General features: G+C 65.1%; 18 protein-coding genes and 1 pseudogene. 10 read left to right on the forward strand and 9 right to left on the reverse strand.

The annotated features are described in order from the left end of the window. The 4 genes and pseudogenes from GSQ87_RS23130 to GSQ87_RS13290 all read left to right on the forward strand — a co-directional run. Positions 1 to 871 (forward strand): annotated as a pseudogene (locus GSQ87_RS23130) (catalase); the annotation flags it as partial. A 15-nt stretch (positions 872 to 886) separates the two neighbouring features. Then, a complete protein-coding gene (locus GSQ87_RS23135) occupies positions 887 to 1,783 on the forward strand; it encodes a catalase-related domain-containing protein (RefSeq protein WP_371416699.1) in 897 nt (298 codons plus the stop codon). 6 nt (positions 1,784 to 1,789) lie between these two features. Then, positions 1,790 to 2,086, forward strand: coding sequence for a SemiSWEET family sugar transporter (locus GSQ87_RS13285; protein ID WP_158915886.1), 297 nt, complete (start codon positions 1,790 to 1,792; stop codon positions 2,084 to 2,086). Positions 2,087 to 2,118: 32 nt separating this feature from the next. Further along, the gene (locus GSQ87_RS13290) at positions 2,119 to 3,057 is read left to right on the forward strand and encodes an NAD(P)/FAD-dependent oxidoreductase (protein WP_216839293.1); all 939 of its coding nucleotides are present in this window, start codon (positions 2,119 to 2,121) and stop codon (positions 3,055 to 3,057) included. 158 nt (positions 3,058 to 3,215) lie between these two features. Here GSQ87_RS13290 and GSQ87_RS13295 read toward each other — a convergent pair whose 3' ends face one another. The 3 genes from GSQ87_RS13295 to GSQ87_RS23140 all read right to left on the reverse strand — a co-directional run bounded on the left by GSQ87_RS13295 (position 3,216) and on the right by GSQ87_RS23140 (position 4,644). Further along, on the reverse strand, positions 3,216 to 3,758 hold the full coding sequence (locus GSQ87_RS13295; protein ID WP_158915887.1) for a hypothetical protein: 543 nt from the start codon (positions 3,756 to 3,758) through the stop codon (positions 3,216 to 3,218). Positions 3,759 to 3,860: 102 nt separating this feature from the next. Continuing rightward, positions 3,861 to 4,505 (reverse strand): DUF5677 domain-containing protein, encoded by a 645-nt coding sequence (locus tag GSQ87_RS22520; protein WP_216839296.1) that lies wholly within the window; start codon positions 4,503 to 4,505, stop codon positions 3,861 to 3,863. Next, positions 4,456 to 4,644: a transposase gene (locus GSQ87_RS23140; RefSeq protein WP_216839440.1), complete on the reverse strand. Its 189-nt coding sequence runs from the start codon at positions 4,642 to 4,644 to the stop codon at positions 4,456 to 4,458. Before GSQ87_RS23140 ends, GSQ87_RS22520 begins: the two co-directional genes overlap by 50 nt. Here GSQ87_RS23140 and GSQ87_RS22340 point away from each other — a divergent pair. After that, positions 4,589 to 4,942 (forward strand): SDR family oxidoreductase, encoded by a 354-nt coding sequence (locus GSQ87_RS22340; RefSeq protein WP_305764189.1) that lies wholly within the window; start codon positions 4,589 to 4,591, stop codon positions 4,940 to 4,942. The two genes, GSQ87_RS23140 and GSQ87_RS22340, sit on opposite strands and share 56 nt — an antisense overlap. 116 nt (positions 4,943 to 5,058) lie before the next feature. Here GSQ87_RS22340 and GSQ87_RS13310 read toward each other — a convergent pair whose 3' ends face one another. Beyond that, positions 5,059 to 5,685, reverse strand: a complete 627-nt coding sequence (locus GSQ87_RS13310; protein ID WP_158915889.1) for a glutathione S-transferase family protein — start codon at positions 5,683 to 5,685, stop codon at positions 5,059 to 5,061. Positions 5,686 to 5,787: 102 nt separating this feature from the next. Between GSQ87_RS13310 and GSQ87_RS13315 the strand changes: the two genes are divergently transcribed. The 3 genes from GSQ87_RS13315 to GSQ87_RS13325 all read left to right on the forward strand — a co-directional run bounded on the left by GSQ87_RS13315 (position 5,788) and on the right by GSQ87_RS13325 (position 10,137). After that, complete coding sequence (locus tag GSQ87_RS13315; RefSeq protein WP_158915890.1) at positions 5,788 to 7,206, forward strand: dihydrolipoyl dehydrogenase; 1,419 nt, start codon at positions 5,788 to 5,790, stop codon at positions 7,204 to 7,206. Between the two features lie 34 nt (positions 7,207 to 7,240). Next, positions 7,241 to 7,996: a phosphatase PAP2 family protein gene (locus GSQ87_RS13320; protein ID WP_216839298.1), complete on the forward strand. Its 756-nt coding sequence runs from the start codon at positions 7,241 to 7,243 to the stop codon at positions 7,994 to 7,996. A 224-nt stretch (positions 7,997 to 8,220) separates the two neighbouring features. After that, positions 8,221 to 10,137, forward strand: a complete 1,917-nt coding sequence (locus GSQ87_RS13325; protein ID WP_158915891.1) for an AsmA family protein — start codon at positions 8,221 to 8,223, stop codon at positions 10,135 to 10,137. A gap of 116 nt (positions 10,138 to 10,253) precedes the next feature. Here the strand turns inward: GSQ87_RS13325 and GSQ87_RS13330 are convergent, their stop codons facing one another. Both GSQ87_RS13330 and GSQ87_RS13335 read right to left on the reverse strand, forming a co-directional pair. Further along, on the reverse strand, positions 10,254 to 11,288 hold the full coding sequence (locus GSQ87_RS13330; RefSeq protein WP_254062949.1) for an ATP-dependent DNA ligase: 1,035 nt from the start codon (positions 11,286 to 11,288) through the stop codon (positions 10,254 to 10,256). A gap of 34 nt (positions 11,289 to 11,322) precedes the next feature. Next, on the reverse strand, positions 11,323 to 12,537 hold the full coding sequence (locus GSQ87_RS13335) for a phosphatidylserine decarboxylase family protein (RefSeq protein ID WP_216839300.1): 1,215 nt from the start codon (positions 12,535 to 12,537) through the stop codon (positions 11,323 to 11,325). A gap of 22 nt (positions 12,538 to 12,559) precedes the next feature. Here GSQ87_RS13335 and GSQ87_RS13340 point away from each other — a divergent pair, with 22 nt between their 5' ends. Further along, entirely contained in the window at positions 12,560 to 13,210 is a 651-nt protein-coding gene (locus GSQ87_RS13340; RefSeq protein WP_254062950.1) for a GNAT family N-acetyltransferase, read from the forward strand. Positions 13,211 to 13,363: 153 nt separating this feature from the next. On the opposite strand, the gene GSQ87_RS13345 is transcribed toward GSQ87_RS13340, so the two are convergent. Both GSQ87_RS13345 and GSQ87_RS13350 read right to left on the reverse strand, forming a co-directional pair. Then, the gene (locus GSQ87_RS13345; RefSeq protein ID WP_216839302.1) at positions 13,364 to 14,350 is read right to left on the reverse strand and encodes a peptidyl-alpha-hydroxyglycine alpha-amidating lyase family protein; all 987 of its coding nucleotides are present in this window, start codon (positions 14,348 to 14,350) and stop codon (positions 13,364 to 13,366) included. Positions 14,351 to 14,745: 395 nt separating this feature from the next. After that, complete coding sequence (locus GSQ87_RS13350; protein WP_158915893.1) at positions 14,746 to 15,333, reverse strand: TetR/AcrR family transcriptional regulator; 588 nt, start codon at positions 15,331 to 15,333, stop codon at positions 14,746 to 14,748. A 313-nt stretch (positions 15,334 to 15,646) separates the two neighbouring features. On the opposite strand from GSQ87_RS13350, the gene GSQ87_RS23145 reads away from it, so the two are divergent. Beyond that, complete coding sequence (locus GSQ87_RS23145) at positions 15,647 to 16,240, forward strand: alpha/beta hydrolase (RefSeq protein ID WP_371416700.1); 594 nt, start codon at positions 15,647 to 15,649, stop codon at positions 16,238 to 16,240. A 161-nt stretch (positions 16,241 to 16,401) separates the two neighbouring features. On the opposite strand, the gene GSQ87_RS13360 is transcribed toward GSQ87_RS23145, so the two are convergent. Further along, complete coding sequence (locus GSQ87_RS13360; RefSeq protein ID WP_158915894.1) at positions 16,402 to 17,445, reverse strand: GlxA family transcriptional regulator; 1,044 nt, start codon at positions 17,443 to 17,445, stop codon at positions 16,402 to 16,404. Positions 17,446 to 17,479: the final 34 nt, after the last annotated feature.

The raw sequence follows: 17,479 nt of genomic DNA on the forward strand, positions 1-17,479 counted from the left end.
GCCGGGCGAAAAGATCCCAGTCTTCACCCGCTTTTCCACCGTCGCCGGCAACAAGGGCTCGGCCGACCTGGCGCGCGACGTGCGCGGGTTCGCGGTGAAGTTCTACACCCAGGAAGGTAACTTCGATCTGGTCGGCAACAACATCCCGGTCTTCTTCATCCAGGACGCCATCAAATTCCCCGACCTGATCCACGCCGCTAAGCAGGACCCCGATCGGGAGTTTCCGCAGGCGCAGACCGCCCACGACACCTTCTGGGATTACATCTCCCTGACGCCCGAGAGCATGCACATGATCATGTGGATCATGTCCGACCGGACCATCCCGCGGAGCTATCGGATGATGGAGGGGTTCGGGGTCCACACCTTCCGGTTGGTGAACGCCAAAGGCCAGTCCACCTTCGTCAAGTTCCACTGGCGCCCCAAGCTTGGCGCTCAGTCGGTGGTCTGGGACGAGGCGCTGAAAATCAACGGCGCCGATCCGGATTTCCACCGCCGCGACCTTTGGGACGCCATCGACAGCGGCGACTTTCCCGAATGGGAGTTCTGTCTGCAAACCTTCACCCAGGAGCAGGCCGACAGCTTCGATTTCGACGTCCTGGATGCGACCAAATTGATCCCCGAGGAGATCATCCCGCTACGCGTGGTCGGGCGGATGGTGCTCGACCGCAACCCGGACAACTTCTTCGCCGAGACCGAGCAGGTGGCCTATTGCACCGCCCACGTGGTGCCGGGCATCGACTTCACCAACGACCCGCTGCTGCAGGGGCGCCTGTTCTCCTACCAGGACACCCAGCTGAAACGCCTGGGCGGACCCAACTTCCACCAGATCCCGATCAACCAACCCAAGTGCCCGTTCCACAATCTGCAGCGGGACGGCCACATGCAGATGGGCGTGCCCAAGGGCCAGGTGAACTACGAGCCCTCGACGCTTGGTCCCGACATCGCCCATGAGTCGGCCGAGACGGGCTATCGCACCTTCCCGGCCGAAGAGGCCGGCGAGCAGCTGCGGGTCAGGCCCGAGACCTTCGCCGATCACTTCACCCAGGCGCGGGTGTTCTTCGCCAGCCAGACCGTGCCGGAGCAGAACCACATCGTCTCGGCCTTGGTGTTCGAGCTCAGCAAATGCGTCGAGCCGCGCGTGCGCCAAGCCGTCCTGGCGCGGCTGGTCCACATCGACGAAACGCTCGCCGAGCGGGTCGCGGTCGGCCTAGGCCTGCGTGGGGAAATCGTCCCCGCGGACGCGCCGGTGCCGGCCAAGGCGATGGACCCCTCCCCCATGCTCAGCATCCTCGCCAAGGCCAAACCCACGTTGGAAGGCCGCAAGATCGGCTGTCTGGTCACCGACGGGGCGGACGGCGAGCTGATCACTGCGCTGAAGGCGGCGGCGCTGAAGGCCGGCGCCAAGTTCGAACTGATCGCGCCGACCGTAGGCGGGGTGATCACCGCGAGTGGCGAGGACATCCCCGCTGACCATAAGGTAGAGGGCGGCCCTTCGGTCCTATTTGACGCGGTGGCGATCATCCCCTCACCCCAGGGCGGCGCAAAGCTGGCGCTTCAGGCTGAGGCGGTGAACTTCCTGCGGGACGCCTACGGCCACCTGAAGGTGATCGCCTATCTGCCGAGCGCGGCGCCGCTGCTGGTGAAGGCCGGCATATCGGACGCCAATCCGGACAGCGATGCGGGGTTGATTTCGCTGGAAACGAACGCACCGGCCGACTTCATCGCGGCAGCCGCCGAAGGGCGGATCTGGGCGCGCGAGCCGACCGTGCGGCTCGTTCCCTAGACCGGTATGGCGCAGGCGCTCTTGGTCGACGGGCTTGGCGTCGCAGCGGCATGTTGCTCGATGGCGAGCTTCCTGCCGCAGCTGGTCAAGGTGATCCGCGAGCGGGACGCCTCCGCCGTTTCGCTGCAGATGTACGTGGTGACAGTGGTGGGGTTTTCGTTGTGGGCGCTCTACGGCGCCTTCCTGAAAAGCTGGCCGCTGATCGGCTCCAATCTCGTCAGCCTCTGTCTCTCGGCCTTGATCCTGGCCGCGAAGCTGAGGCTCGACGGGACGGAGCGCAAGCCAAATGACGAGAAGCGCTAGTCGCGCCCCAACGCCAAGAGCAGAGGTGAGCCGTGACCGAGATCCTGGACTGCCTCATTATCGGCGGCGGGCCTGCCGGCCTCACCGCAGCGATCTACCTGGCGCGGTTTCATCTACGCGTCACGGTGGTCGATGCGGGCGCCAGTCGGGCCGGATTGATTCCTTGCAGCCGCAACGTGCCGGGATTCCCGGACGGCGTTTCAGGGCCGGAGCTTCTGCATCGGATGCGGCGGCAAGCCGAAGCGTATGGGGCGCATATTGAACGTGGTCGGGTGGATCGCGTGGGTGGAGGAGAGCGCTACTTCACCGCCGAATATGACGATGCGGCTGTCGCCGCCAAGACCGTTCTCCTCGCCACCGGCGTCACCAACCGGCGACCAGAAATGCCGGCGGAGATTCACCATGCGGCGCTCCACGCGGGGCGCCTGCGATACTGTCCCGTCTGCGATGGGTTCGAGGTCACCGATCAGAGGGTTGCGGTGATCGGGTCGGGCGATCACGGCGTTCGGGAGGCGGCGTTTCTGCGGGCCTACACGGCCGATGTGACGCTGATCGCCAACGCGGATCGCCACGATCTGGATAGCGTCCAGCGTCAGCAGTTGGAGTCGATCGGCGTCGCCGTTGTCGACGGGCCGGTTGCTAACTTCCGGCTGACCGAGGCCGGGCTGGCGTTCGACTGCGCAGAGGGCAGCGTCTGTTTCGACGCGGTTTACCCCGCGCTCGGCTCGGACGTGCATTCCGCGCTCGCGGCGGCCCTGAAGGCCGATTTGACGGCGGAGGGCTGCATCAAGGTCGATGCGCACCAGCGGACCTCTCAACCGGGCCTCTTCGCGGCAGGCGATGTGGTGATCGGCCTGGATCAAATCAGCCACGCTTGCGGCGAAGCTGGCGTCGCGGCGACAACGATCCGCAACGATCTGGCGGCCGACCGGCCGCTGCTGCGGTCGCCGAAGCGCCGCGCATCCCCCTGAGCTGAAGCGGCCGACCACGCAGCGTCGAAGGTCAAAGGAGCCGCCCCGCGCGAAGATGCCAGGACGATGGGTCTCGAACATCCTCTAGCCCGAGACGAACGACTGCAACTGGCCGACAGCTGTCCGGCGGCTTTTGGAACGTCAGTTTGCGGAACCGGTCATTCACATCGACGGTGCGAGCGGCTCGGGGTGGCTCTTAGCTGACCTTCGGAAGGTCCGCTGCCGCCCCCACTAGGGAGCCGTTCCGGACTGGCACCGAATGGCGCGTCCCACTTCTTCGAAAGATCAACCAAACGGTGAGATCGGTATCCACGACGGGCCAAGCTATTGGGCCTTTTGGCAGGCTTTGAGGCCGAACAGTCTGCCTCCTTGCCTGACTTTGGCCTCCCCTTCCCCTCACGCTGCTCGCGCTCTTCGCGGCTGAGCTGGCGGCTCACCTTGATGAAGGACTTCACCGTCTCATCCTGCAGCGTCATCAAAATCCGCATCGCCACCGACTCATCGAGCTGGGGCCGCTCTACGAGCAGCAACATGGTGATCTGCGCCAGAGTGATCGCGGTGTTCTGACCTGGCTCGTGAAGACCGGCATTACTCGCCCCGGCAACGAGCCGTCGGGGATCGTTCAGCGATCCGTGTTCGAACGTAATCCCCTTGACGCCAGCGTGGACGTTGTGACTGGCTAGCTTGTAGTGCGACCGCATCTTCGAGCGCCCGGCGGCCTGCTGTAGCTCCACGAATGTCGGGTTCTTGTGACCAAGGTGCTTCGCCGCCCAGCCATAGCCACGCTCGAACTCAGGCCCGTACTACGCCACTGCTGCCGCGCAGAGCTGTTCGACATAGGCGGCCTCCGGCCTCAAGGGCGGCGCGTAGCCCAGCTCCTCATAGTTCTGTGCGTAGAGCTTGAGGCTGTTTCCCGCCTCTACGAATTCATGGGCCAGATACCGCTCGGCAAGCTCGTCGTCGTGGTCGCCGATCAGGGTCGCCACTACGCCAATTTCGTAGAGCGTCCGCCATCTGGCCATAGCACCGTCTGCGTATCCGTTCTCAAGCAAGGAAAGGATTTCGGCAGTGACCTGGCAGGCCCGCACATGGAGTTGCGAGAGGACGTACAGCTTGTGCCAGTTACGCTTGGCCTTGGAACGCTTGTTGCGCTGGTAGACCTCGCCACCTAGCTCCCGCGAGATCGCGAGCATCATGCGCAGCGAGTTTAGAGGCTCGCCCCAGCGGGTCTCTAGCCGCTCCTGAAAACCGCGATGTTCTTTGGTCTCCCAGGTGTACCGCTCCGGCCAAGTCCGTTTGAGCGTCTTCAACGCGGCCTTGGCGGTTCGCTTGCCCGCGTCCTCAACGACGTTCGGCAGCTCCAGAAGGCGATCAGTAGCTTGCGGGCCAGGGCGACAATCATCTTCTTGCGCCCGGTCGGCGCCGCCTCGGTTCGAAAGCGATACCAAGCCGCCAGGGCGCTGCCTTTTGGAACATCAGGAACCGCCAGGCCAACTGGATCAGACCGCGGCGCACCCGCGGGTTGCCGGACTTGGCCAGACCCTTCTCTCGTCGCCGGGCCCCGCTCTCGTCGGGCGAGCCGGTCAGGCCGGCGCGCGACCACCAAGGCCGGCATCGTGGCCTTCACCAAGGCCTGTCCAAGCAGATGATCAAGAAGGGTGTGCGCGCCAACGTGGTGGCGCCGGGTCCGTTCTGGACGGCGCTTCAGCCCAGCGGCGGCCAAACCCAGGACATGATCCAAAAGTTCGGCGAAGAGTCGTCGTTTGGCCGTCCCGGTCAGCCGGTGGAGCTGGCGCCGATCTTCGTTTTGCTGGCCTCGCAGGACGGCAGCTACGTCACCGGCGAGGTCTATTCGGCGACCGGCGGATCCGAGGCGGTGGCTTAAGTCCAGGTGTACGCTGCGGCGCGACCTCATGGGTCCGCCGCCGAGTGTGAGAGGAGCGGCGCCCAGGGCGCCGCTCTTTTGCGTCAGCGCGGTGCGTGATGATTGATCTGACGGCGCTAGGCCTTGGGAGGCGTCATTGGGCCGCCGATCTCAACCGCCCTGACGAAGGCCGGTCGCGATTTCAGCTGCTCAAGATAGGTTGTGAGAGCCGGATACTTCGCCAGCAGGCCACCGTGCGCCGCCATCTCGAGCAAATATGAGAACTGGATGTCGGCGAGACTGAAGATTTCTCCGAGGAGATAGGGCCCCTGCCCGACCCCAGCCGCGACGTAGTCGAGGGTCTTGCTGATGGATGGGCCGGTAAAACGGTCCAGACCTTCCGTCAGACCGCCCGTCATCCCGCCGATCAACTTCAGCATGATCGGAAAGGCCGCCGAGCTCTCGACGTATTGAAGCCACTCCTCATGGAGGTCGTGCTCGCGCGTTCCAGGTGCAGGCGCAAGCCGACCCTCGCCGTATTTGGCGTTGATGTAGTTGAGGATCACCGCGGACTCGGCGAGGATCAGATCGCCATCCTGAATGACTGGCGCCTTGCCGAGCGGATGGACCTTGGCCAGTTCGGGCGGCGCGCGAAACCGTTCATTTCGCTCATACTTGACGAGATTGTACTTGAGGCCCAGCTCCTCCAGCAACCATAGCACTCGGCTTGAGCGGGAGAAGTTCAGGTGGTGAAGCGTGATCATTGGGTCGCCGGCGCTGTGCGAATCTCAAAGCGGAACGAGACCGCGTCGTGAAGGTTCAGCCTTGATCGCGCCGGCTCCAGCGCGCGCCGGAGCAACAAGACCGTGCCTGACCTATCCTGCGACGTCGCAATCATCGGCGCTGGAACGGCTGGCCTCGCCGCCGAACGGAGCGCGCGTCGATCCGGCGCGTCGACCCATCTGATCGATGACGGTTTTTCCGGAACCACCTGCACCACGGTGGGGTGCATGCCCTCCAAGCTGCTGATCGCCGCCGCCGACGCCGCCCACGCCGTTCGACAAGCCGAGGTGTTCGGTATCGAGGCGCGCGGCCCGTTGATCGACGGTGCGGCGGTGATGGCGCGGCTGCGCCGTGAGCGTGACGGTTTCGTGGAGAGCGTGAAGCAGTCTTTCAGGGCGCTGCCCGAGGGGGTCGCGCTGACCGGGCGAGCCCGCTTCATTGACCGGACGACCTTGGATATCGGCGAAGGCCGCCGGGTGAGCGCTCGCGCCGTGGTGATCGCCACTGGGGCTGCGCCGAGCGAGCCCGAGGCGTTCGACGCGGTGAAGTCCCATGTGCTCACCAATGACACTCTGTTCGATCTGGAGACCCTGCCCCAATCCGTCGGGGTCGTCGGAGCGGGGCCGCTCGGCCTCGAACTCGCCCAGGCGCTCGCGCGACTAGGGGTCGAGGTCCAGGTGTTCGATCAATCCGAGACGCTCGCCGTCCTGTCCGACCCTGAGGTCGCCAAGGATCTAAGGCGCATTCTGGAGCGTGAGTTTCCGATCCATCTTGGCGTCGCGCTTTCGGCAAGCTTGGCCGAAGGTGGCGTTCAATTGGCGTGGGCGGGCGACGCGCCCGGCGAACATCGATTCGACCGGATCCTTGTCGCCGCCGGCCGTCCGCCCCGGATCGAGGGGCTCGAGCTAACTCGCACGGGCGTCACCCTCGATGCGCACGGGAGCCCGTGCTTCGATCCCGCCACGCTACAATGTGACGGCTCCTCGATCTTCATCGCCGGCGACGCCGCCCACGACCAGCCGGTGCTGCACGTCGCGTCGGAGGAGGGCACGATCGCTGGGCACAATGCCGCGTCGTTTCCCAAGGTGACGCCCGGGAGGCGCACAACGCCTCTGGCGATCATGTTCACCGATCCGCCGCTGGCGGTCATCGGCGCGAAAAGACAGCCGGCTGATGGCAACCAGGTCGTCGGTGCCGCCTCCTACGAAGACCAGGGCCGGGCGAAGATGACTGCCCGCAACGCGGGCCTGGTGCATGTCTACGCCGATGTCGCCGATGGACGGCTGACCGGCGCATCCATGGTCGGACCGGGGGTGGAGCACACCGCCCATCTGATCGCCTGGTCGATCCAGGAGGGCCGCACGGCGACGGAGATCCTCGACCTCCCGTTCTACCACCCGACCTACGAGGAGGGGTTGAAGCCCGCGCTCCGGCAGATTTGCGAGACGATACATGCGCCGACGCCGGCCGATCGTGACCAGGGGATTCTTCCAGGATCGTAGCCGCCGGTTAGACGCCGCAGAGGGGGGAGGTGAGATGGACGAGAGCCCTACCGAACGCCAAGGACGCATGACGCCAATCACCGCCGAGCACACGCGATCGCCGCCCCCCGTCAGTATGCGTGCAGCCCGCTGGCTTTGGCCGCTGCTCGTGATCATGGCCCTCGGCGCGCTTGGACTCGTGGTCGGGCTGATAGACGCCTTGGCTCACGGCGGATCGTTTCGGCTAGACCACGAGATCCTCCTCGCTCTGCGCAGGCCGGGCCATCTGAACCAGCCGATCGGGCCGGCCTGGCTGCTCCAGTCTGCGATCGACCTAAGCGCGCTTGGCGGCTTCACGCTTCAGTGGCTGCTTGGCGCGGCGTGCCTGCTGTTCATGCTGCAGATTCGCCAGCGCGCCGAAGCGGCCTGGTTGGCGGCCTCGATCTTGGGGGCATCCATCCTCAACGCGAGCTTGAAGTCGCTGCTCCACCGACCGCGCCCCGAACTCGTGCCGCATCTCGCCGCCGTGTCGAACGCCAGTTTTCCAAGCGGGCACGCCATGATCTCGGCGGCCATCTATCTCACCATTGGGGCGATGCTCGCCGAGACGCAGCGGCGTCGCTCGACCCGGATCTTCCTGATGAGCTTCGCCGGTCTGCTCGTGCTGCTGATTGGGATAAGTCGGATCTACCTTGGCGTTCACTGGCCATCGGATGTGCTGGCGGGGTGGTGCCTTGGGACAGTCTGGGCGCTGGCCGTGTTTGCGGTGAATCGAACCCTTCGCGCTCGGAAACTGCCCATCGCCCAATAGTGCGGCGTTGGCTCCGAATTTCGACGGAACAATCAACGTTGCCGGCGCTTAGCTTCGTGCTCGTGGATCAACACTGGGAGACGCCAAAGATAGTCATGCCACTGCTCGACCCCGGCACGCGCCTGTCAATGTCCCGCACCGGTCATTTCGGAAGGTCTTATCCGCGACTTTAGAGTGAAACGGGGCCTGTCTAGTCGATGATACGCCTGAGAAGACTCTGTGTCGTGACAAGCGTGGTGGCGGCGGCGGCCGTGGTCATGGTGCTGGCTGGGCTGCCCGTTGTCGTCACAGGCTTGAACCATGGCCTGTTCGATCGGGCGATCCAACGCGCCCTACGCCAGAAACTCGGCCGCAGCATTCAATTTTCCCACCTTGAGGTGCGCTTTCCAGGGCTTCATCCGACCCTGAGCGTTTCCGATCTCGTGATCGGCAGCCCACCGGCGATCAGTCCGGCCGACCTGCTGCGAACGCCGCGGCTCTGGGCGAGGCTGCAGATCCTTCCTCTTCTCGAGGGACAGCTCAGACCGACGGATCTGATGCTTCAGACACCGGTGCTGCATCTCGTGCGCCTGTCGCATAACCGGAACAACTACCGGATCGGCGCGGGCGGCCCCGGGCGATTTCTGTCCAAGACCCGGAGCCTTTCGATCGCTGCGGGCTCCGCGCAATTTGACGATCCGGAACGTCAGGTCGTGCTGAAGGTGCGCTTTTCCCACAGCGGCGATCCGACCGTAGCCTATCCCTTCCGGGTGAGCGGTGACGGCGTGGACAAGGGCTCCCCGCTCACACTCGTCGCCCAGGGTGCAGGGCTGAACCGGCGGCCGGTGGCGAAGCCGTATCCGCTGATCGCCCGACTGGTCGATGGGGCGACCCTCGTCGAGCTCGACGGATCCAGCATCCGTCCGTTCGATTTCAGTACGCTCGATGTGCAGGCGCACGTCTTCGGACCCAACCTCGCCGACCTGAGCTATCTCTTCAACCTGCACACGCCCAATTCCACGCCCTACGACGTCACGGCGCATGTCGAACGGGATGGGCCACGGATCCACGTCACCCACATCCGGGCGAAGCTGGGACGGAGCGACGCCGCCGGCGAGATTCTATCCGACCATGTTTCGGGGCGTCGGAACATCCAGCTGAACCTGCGTTTCGGAACACTGTATCTGGAGGACGCGCGCGCCTTGATCGAGCCCAGGCCGCCGCATGCGATCAGCCGGTCCCAGTCCGGCGCCGCGCCCAGGTCTCGACCTGGCCCCCTGCTGACCGAACGCCCCTTGCGGTTGGATGGATTGAAGGCGGCGAATATGGACGTCGCCCTCAAGATCGGGAACCTGGCCGGGGCGGCGGTCGCCGCGCGCGACATCCAGGCCCGCGCCCAGGTTAAGGACGGGCGTATGACCGCCGGGCCCATTGCTTTCAGCTTGGAACGGGCAGGACGCGGCCGGGCCTGGCTCACGCTCGACACGAGCCGGCCCGCGGCGCGCGTAACGCTGGCGGGATCGGTGACCGGGTTGCGGATCGAGTCCCTGAGCAAGCAGATGGGCAAGAGCCTGACCGGAACGCTGGACGCCGCCGTGCGCGTCGAAGGACGTGGCGCCTCGATGAAGGCGCTGGCGTCCGCAGCTCAAGGGCGGCTAGCGGTACAACTTCATGACGGCGCCTTCACCCGGTCGAAGGCGGACGCTCTGGCCGGCGATCTGGTGCACGCGATTGGCCAATCGATCGGGGATCGGGACGCAAAGACCCCGCTGCAATGCGCTGTCGCTGACCTCGTCATTGCAAACGGATCGGTTCGGCCAGATCGGCTGACGATCGTGACGGCTGCCGGGGTCTCCCAGGGCGAGGGGTCGCTCTCCATTGGTCCTCAACGGCTGGCGCTGGAATTTCACGGCCAGCCGGCGCAGCGTCGCGTTCTGCAATTGAACGCCCCTGTGAGGGTCGTCGGCCCGATTGGGCATCCGAAGGTTCAGGTGCTCATGGGTCAAGTCCTCAAGCGCGAGGGCCCAAAGCGGCTCCTCGCCCTCGTCGTCAGTCCCATTGCGGGCCTGTTGCCGACGGCTGGACGATCCGCCCCACCGCCGAACTGCCGAGCCTTGCTCGATCAATCCAAACATTTTGTAGGGCGACCCAGCCTCAGGTGAGCGGTGAGGCGCCGCCCTCCCCGGTCTCAGGCCTCCGCGCCGCTAAGGCTGGCCAACACACCCACGATCATCAGGCCCGTTCGCCGCTGAGCCAGACGATCTAACCGTGGTTCTCGTCAGGTCGCGAGCTGCTCGAAACCGCATTGGCGCGCCGCCTTGTCCGGCCGCCAGCGAAGCAGGCGCGTGCCGTGGCGAAAGCGCTCGCCGGTGACCTGGTCGAAGGCTACTTCCACCACCAGCTCCGGCCGCAGCGGGCGCCATTGGGCAGAGCGGGCTGTTGCCCACCGGCTCGGGCCGCCGGGGGCCTTTCCGGTGAAGCCCGGTGGCTCGATCATCGCTTCGAGCCGCTCGGTAAGCGCCGGCCGTTCCGCCGCCGACAGGCTCGAGGTGAACCCCACGTGGTGCAGCAGTCCATCCCGATAGAGCCCTAGCAGCAGGGAGCCCACCAGCTTCGTCCCCTCCCCGTACCGAAACCCGCCGACGATGCAGTCGGCGGTGCGGATGCGCTTGACCTTGAGCATCGCTCGCTCCCCGGCGGCGTAGGCCCCGTCCAGCCTCTTGGCCATCACCCCGTCCACCGATGGACCGCCTTCGGCCAACCACGCCTGGGCCTGGGCAAGGTCCTCGGTGTGCGGCGAAAGTTGCAGCGCGGCTTCCGAGGCTGTCGCGACGAAGCTGGTCAGGGCTGCGCGTCGGTCCGCCAGCGGCTCGCCGGAGATGTCGCGCCCGCCGGGCGCCGCGAGCAGGTCGAACAGCATGAGCGTCGCGGGTGTGGCGACCGATAGGCGACGGATGCGGCTTTCCGCCGGGTGCAGCCGCATCTGCAGGGCGTCGAAGGCAAAGCCCTTGTCGCTCGCCACCAGCAGCTCGCCGTCCAAAACGAACCGATCCGGCTTTAGACAACGAAGCCGCTCAACCACTTCTGGGAAGTACCGCGTCAGCGGTTTGCCGGACTTGGCCTGAAGCAGCACCGCGGCGCCTTGGCGGAAGGCGAGGCAACGAAAGCCGTCCCATTTGGGCTCATACGTCCAGCTTTCTCCCTGCGGCAGGGCTCGCGCTAGCTTGGCCTCCATCGGCTCTAGTCCAGGCGCGATCGGCAAGGCGTCGAAATCGGCCCCGGACACAGTGGGCATCGAGTCTGTTCGGATCATGCACGCCTCCCGATCGGATCGCCGCTTGTCCGCCTCAGCGGACGGTCGCAAGTCTCGCGCAGAGCGGGATGTTGGAGGCCTGCAAGCTCGGCTCCTGGCCATGGGTGTCAAAGTAGAGTTCGACACCGGGCCGGAACAGCAGACACATGGTCGAGCCCCCGAAGTGAAACATGCCGATCTGGTCGCCCTTGCCGACGTGCTGGCCCTCATAGACCTGGATGTCGCAGGTGGAGACATCGCCCATGCCGACCGGCATGAAGCACATCAGGCCGATGGCGGGGTTATCCGCCTCGATGAAGATCAAGCCCCGCGTGGCGATTTCGGCGAGATAGCCCTGGGACTCCGTCGGCCCCGAGGGATCGTCCGCTTCGCTCAGCGTCTCGGAGTAGTAGGTCCCCGGCTGGAGATAGGCCTTCACCACTGTCCCGCTCACCGGGGCGTGCCACCGATGATAGCTGAGAGCGGACAGATAGGCCTGGTAGGCGGTCCCGCCGACGAACTCCGGCGCAAGGCTGTCGCCGGCCAGCATATGCTCCAATGAGTAGCGCTGGCCCTTGATCCAGAAACGATCCCGACGCGCAATCCCAGTGGCGATGCGGTAGGGCGCGGCCTCGCAGGGATTGACGATGATCGCGTCGTCATTCGGCGATGAGACCGGCCGGACACCCGGCCGAAACTGGCGGGTGAAGAAGTCGTCCCACGACTGGAAACCCTTATGCGGCGCGGTCGGATGGCAGAGGAAGTCCTCATCGAAGTGAGGCATGTCCTGCAGGGCGTCCTTGCCGAACCAGCCCTTGTGCGGGTCGTCGTTCAACACCGCGCGGGAGTCCGGCGAGGTCAGGAACCGCCCCCACGCGTCCAGCATCGCCTTGAGATGACCGTTGACCTTCGCGTTCAGGAAGGCGGCGAACCCCGCCGGCGTCCCCATGGCGCGGTCGAGGATGGCGTTGAACGGCACGCCGACGACGCCGCTTCGGTTGTACTCCGGCGCCCGAGTCAGGAGCACGTCGAAGAGGCGCAGCAGGGTCTTGTAGTCGCGGACCTGGGCTTCGCCCGCCGCTTCGTCCGCGTAGGGCGCCTTGTTTGAGGCCTGCTCGAACATTTGGTGAAAGAGCATGTAGACCTCGGCATCGCCTTCGATGAAGGCTTCGAAGCGCGCGATGACAGGATGTAAGGGGCGGTGGGCCTGGATGCTGTCCTTGATCAACTCCTGGAGCCACGCCCGGTGAACCTCCGGATCGGACGGCAACCAGCGAACGCCTCGATGATGCTTGTGCGCGTTTTTCATAAGACCCCTTGAGCAACTCGGCTCCGCCGGCGCGTTGATCCTTTCGGTCAACAACGCCGACGGGCTGGGAGCGATGCCGCGCGACAGCCGTAGCGGGCCGTATAGGAGGCGTTCGATCTTGATTGGGTTTCGATGGCGACCGTTGAGAGAAGGCGATCTGGCAGGTGTCGCGCGGATCGCGGCAATGGCCTTTCCTCAGCACTACGAGGACCCGGCCTGCTTCGCCGAGCGGCTCGCGCTAAGCCCCTCCTGGTGTTTCGGGCTGGAAGACGCGGCTGGTGCGCTCAAGGGCTACCTGATCGCCTATCCCTGGCCGGTCGGGACCATCCCGCCCTTGAATGCGCCCCTTGGGGTCCTTCCCGAACAGAGAGACGCGCTCTTCCTGCACGACCTTGCAATCCATCCCGCCGCAGCCGGGACGGGCCAGGCGCAGGCGATCCTTGAGCGCGTCGTCGAGGAGGCCCGCAACGCGGGGATCGGCGTTATCGCGCTCATCGCGGTCAACGGCACGGCCGACTTTTGGCGACGCCAAGGTTTCACCGTCGCCGACACAACGCCAGCGCTGGAGTGGAAGCTTGCGAGCTACGGCAAGGGCGCGCGCTACATGCTGCGCCCTGCCCGTGGCGTCAGGTGACATAGCCCTTCTGAACGAGGCCGCAGCAACGCCGCCAGGGCGCTTCGCCAGCCGTGAGGCGCAGACGCCCTCGCGGATAGGCGCTATGAGATGCGCGGGTTGACTGCGCGACGGCTGAGGTTGAACGCCGAGCTGCCGCAGGTCGGCTCCGCGCTACGTCGGCCCGTTCAAGAGCAGCTTCTGCACGCGCCAGTTCAAAATCTCCGCAACCCATAGGGTGGTGTCCGTGGGACAGGCCATCTCGTGAATCCAGCCAAACTTGCCCAGTGTCTTTCCGGCTCCGCCGAGGACGCCGGTCACGGCGCCATCCAGCTTCAGCCGGTAGATGCGCCCTGGGAAGGCGTCGGCCACATAGAGGGTTTGACTGGGGGAGATACAGATCGCCCAAGGCGCCCCTGGCTGAAAGGTCTTTGCGGCGCTGTCGTCGGTATCTGCGGGGCCGATGGCCGGTTTTGCGTTCGGTGGCGGCGGAACATCGATCGTGAACTGGCGCACAAACCGACCCTTCCCGTCGAAGACCTGGATGCGGCGGTTTCCCCGGTCGGCGACGTACACCTGACCCTGCGCGTCTATGGCGATGTCATGGGGATTGTTGAATTGGCCCGGCGCGCTGCCGTGGCTGCCCCAGCTCGTCAGCCAGTCGCCGTTACGGTCGACCTTAGCCACGCGGGCGTTGACGTAGCCGTCCGAAATGTAAGTGTCGCCCTGGGCGTCCCAGGCCACGTTCGTGGGTTGTCTGAAGCGGCCATCGACGGCGGGCTTGTAGGGCTCGCCCTTGTGATCGGGACCGCCTGGATCGGCGGCCTCCTGCTTGCGGCCGAACACCATGGAGACCCGGCCGTCTGGGGTGAATTTGACGATGGTGTCCGAGCCTTTGTCGGTCGCCCAGATGTTGTCCTGGGGGTCGACGCGGACGGCGTGGGCGAATGACCACGCGTAGAGGCCGCGCCCGATCTCCCGCAGAAATCGTCCGTCGGCGCCGAACTCGAGCAGCTGAGCTTCCGAGGCCGCGAACGCAGACCCTCCCGTATTGCCGCCCCGCGAGAAGACGAAGACGTGCCCCTGCGAGTTGACCGACACGCCAGTGGCCTCTCCGAAATTCATACCGTCCGGAAGCGTCAGCGGGTGCGGGACCGACACGTAGGGAATCTCGGGGGGGGGCCTGTGGCTGCGCGCTGGCCATGGGCGCTAGCGCGGTAAAGCCGACAACGGCCAAAGCCCCTCTTAGCGTCGAAGCTGACATCGTAATTCCTCAGGCTGACGCGGCGCTCGCCGTCGCCCGTCCAACCTGAACCTTCGCCTGTCCCTACCGTTCCCACGGCGACAATCTTGCGACCTAGCGGACGTCTTCTTGGGCGCTCCTGAGAGCCGGATCTCCTGACATCCGGGCCGCCGCCGGTCGGTAGCGCGCGCACGACGCAGGTCAGATGCAGAGCGCGCGACGTTGATCGGTGTGCGCGAGCCGCCTTTGAGGTTGTTTTTCGGCATGTAGCCGGGAGCCTCTTTCTTGAGCGGCGTCCCCGCTCGCCGTCGGGCTAGGCGGTTTGCAGCAGGGCGAACAGCGGCCGGGTCAACCCCTTCATGACCTCCCGATCGGGGGTGACCCGCGCCAATACGCGGAGCCCCAGCAGAGCGCCAAGGAACAAGCGCGCCAGATCGGCGGCAGGCTGTTTCGTCTTGATCGTTCCGTCCGCCTGACCGGCGGCGATGGTGTCGCGCAGGTAGCTTTCGATCCGGTTGAACACCGCGATCACAGCGCTTTTGAAGTCGGCGTCGTGTGGCGCGACATCGATCGCGGTGTTGACGACGAAGCAACCCTTGTAAAATCCATCCTGAAGGGCTTCTTCGATGATGGCGTCGAAGTATTGCGTCATCGCATCGACGGGCCGAGCTGGGCCGTCAAAGATTTCTTCACAGCTCAACATCGCAACCCGGATGTACCGGTCCAACACAACGCGATAGAGCGCCCGTTTGTCGCCAAAGGCATTATAGAGGCTCGCGCTCGTGATCTTGGCGTCTTCGGCCAGGTCGCGAATTGAGGTCGCGTCGTAGCCGTTCATCCAAAAGCGTTGGGTCGCGGCGTCGAGCACCCGGTCTTCGTCGAATTCTCGCGGGCGGCCCATCCGTCTCTACTCCATCCTCACCCCGGCAACGCCGGCCCCAAAGGTTTTAACACAGTCGCCCTAAAATCCCTATTGCGTTTTAATACAGTGGTTTTAAAACTCTTGGCGCACGCTCCGCTCAGCGCCCCGCAGCAGACACTGGCCTTCAACGGAGTTGAACATGCCCGACCCCAGTCATTTCGATGGAATATTCCCCTTTCCGCCCATGTTCGAAACGCGAGGGATCGATACGAACGGCGTGACAATCCATGTGCGGGCCGGCGGCGGCGGACCCGCCGTCGTGATGTTGCACGGGTTTGGAACGACGGGGGACATGTGGGGTCCTCTGGCGGAAACCCTCGTGAAGGATCACACGGTCATCGTGCCGGACCTGCGGGGCCTCGGTCTGTCGTCGAAGCCGGAGGGCGGCTACGACAAGAAGACTCAAGCCGAAGATGTGGCGAACGTGTTGGACGCTTTCGGCGTCAGCCAGGCGGACTTGGTCACCCACGACATCGGCAACATGGTCGCCTTCGCCTTCGCGACCGCGCGCCCTGACCGCGTGCGCAGTTGGGCTCCGATCGACGCGCCGCTGCCGGGCGTCGGACGTGGGATCAGATCGCTCAGGACCCGTCGATGTGGCAGTTCGGGTTTGGCGGTCGGGATATGGAGCGGCTCGTCGCCGGCCGCGAGCGGATTTACTTGGACCGTTTCTGGAATGACTTTTCCAAAGACCCGACGCGGTTCGACGAGGCAAAGCGCCGGCACTACGCAGCGCTCTACGCTCGGCCAGGCGCCATCCGCGCGGGGTTCGCCCAGTTCGCAGCCTTCCGTCAGGACGCCATCGACAGCAAGGCGTTCCTGGAGCATGGAAAGCTTTCAATTCCGATCTTGGCTCTTGGCGGCGAGGCGGCGTTCGGCCCGATGATGGGGATCGTGATGCGCTGCGTAGCCACCGACGTACAGGACGCCATCATTGCCGATTGCGGCCATTGGATTATGGAAGAGCAGCCCCTCGCGACCACTAAGCTTGTCGTGGATTTCTTGAGCGCCCTATCCTAGCGACCCGGGCTCTGGGGGTCCTGCGCCCTATCCATCGCTATCGGAGCCGTCTTCGCCGGCTCCGCGCCGAAACCGAGAAAAGCGACGGCGATAGTCCGAGGGCGTCAGGCCCACGATATTGTGGAAGACCCGGCGGAATCCTCGGACATCGTGGTAGCCGACGTTTGCCGCAACCACGTCGACCGGTGATCGCGAGAACTCGAGCATTTCCCGAGCCCGGCTCATCCGGAGGCGTTGCTGATACTCGGTCGGCCGCATGCCCGTCGCTTGTACAAACCGGCGGAGGAACGTGCGGGGCTCCAGGCCGGCGTAGTGGGCGCTGTCGGCGACTGCGACCGCACAATCGCGCTGGGCCGACAGCCACTGCTGCACCTTCAGTATGGCGGCGTCCCCGTGCTTGGTTCGCGGCTCGAAGCCACTGTAGAATCGCTGCTCCCGACCGGGCAGGTCAACGTTCATGTAATGGGCGGTGTCGTGCATCACGGCCGTTCCGAGGAATCGCTCGGTCAAGCGCAGTCCGAGATCCGCCCACGCCATGGCGCCCCCCGCGGTCAGGACGTCGCCGTAGTCGATGACCATATGGTCGGATTCCATGAGGACGTCGGGAAACCTCGAGGAGAATTCGTCGGCAAACGACCAATGGGTCGTCGCCTGGCGGCCGGCCAGAAGTCCGGTCTTGGCCAGCATGAAGACGCCGCCGCAGACCGCGGCGAGGACGATCCCTTCGGCATGCCTCGCGCGAAGCCACTCGATCAGTGAGCTCTCATGCTCCGCTTCGGCGATCGCTCGGTGGTTGTTCGGAATGATGACGACGCTGAGCGCATGGGGCGGCCCTGGGCAGCTGTCGTAGCTGCAGCGGATCGTCTGCGCCTCGTCATCGCTCAGCCAGTGGGTGATGCGGACGGGAGGCGCCGCATCCGCGTCCTGGCGCTTCGCGGCGAACGCAGATGCGTAGGTGAAAAGATCAGTGAGGCCGTACAAGCCGCCCTTGGCGGTGCCAAGGTCGTGCGCTAGCGCGACTTCAAGACGAGGCGTCGTGGCTTTGACAGTTTGAGCCCCCACCTTTGTCATATCCGTCCCTAGTGGTCCTGACCTAGCGCCCTAA

This window comes from Caulobacter sp. S45, from assembly GCF_009765965.1.
Lineage (GTDB): Bacteria > Pseudomonadota > Alphaproteobacteria > Caulobacterales > Caulobacteraceae > CAHJWH01.

Bases quoted from the DNA above. Each gene is read 5' to 3' on its own strand.
- GSQ87_RS13285 (WP_158915886.1), top strand. From the start codon at position 1,790: ATGGCGCAGGCGCTCTTGGTCGACGGGCTTGGCGTCGCAGCGGCATGT.
- GSQ87_RS13330 (WP_254062949.1), bottom strand. From the start codon at position 11,288: ATGATCCGAACAGACTCGATGCCCACTGTGTCCGGGGCCGATTTCGAC.
- GSQ87_RS13310 (WP_158915889.1), bottom strand. From the start codon at position 5,685: ATGATCACGCTTCACCACCTGAACTTCTCCCGCTCAAGCCGAGTGCTA.
- GSQ87_RS23145 (WP_371416700.1), top strand. From the start codon at position 15,647: ATGTGGGGTCCTCTGGCGGAAACCCTCGTGAAGGATCACACGGTCATC.
- GSQ87_RS13360 (WP_158915894.1), bottom strand. From the start codon at position 17,445: ATGACAAAGGTGGGGGCTCAAACTGTCAAAGCCACGACGCCTCGTCTT.
- GSQ87_RS13350 (WP_158915893.1), bottom strand. From the start codon at position 15,333: ATGGGCCGCCCGCGAGAATTCGACGAAGACCGGGTGCTCGACGCCGCG.
- GSQ87_RS23135 (WP_371416699.1), top strand. From the start codon at position 887: ATGGGCGTGCCCAAGGGCCAGGTGAACTACGAGCCCTCGACGCTTGGT.
- GSQ87_RS13320 (WP_216839298.1), top strand. From the start codon at position 7,241: ATGGACGAGAGCCCTACCGAACGCCAAGGACGCATGACGCCAATCACC.
- GSQ87_RS13295 (WP_158915887.1), bottom strand. From the start codon at position 3,758: ATGCGGTCGCACTACAAGCTAGCCAGTCACAACGTCCACGCTGGCGTC.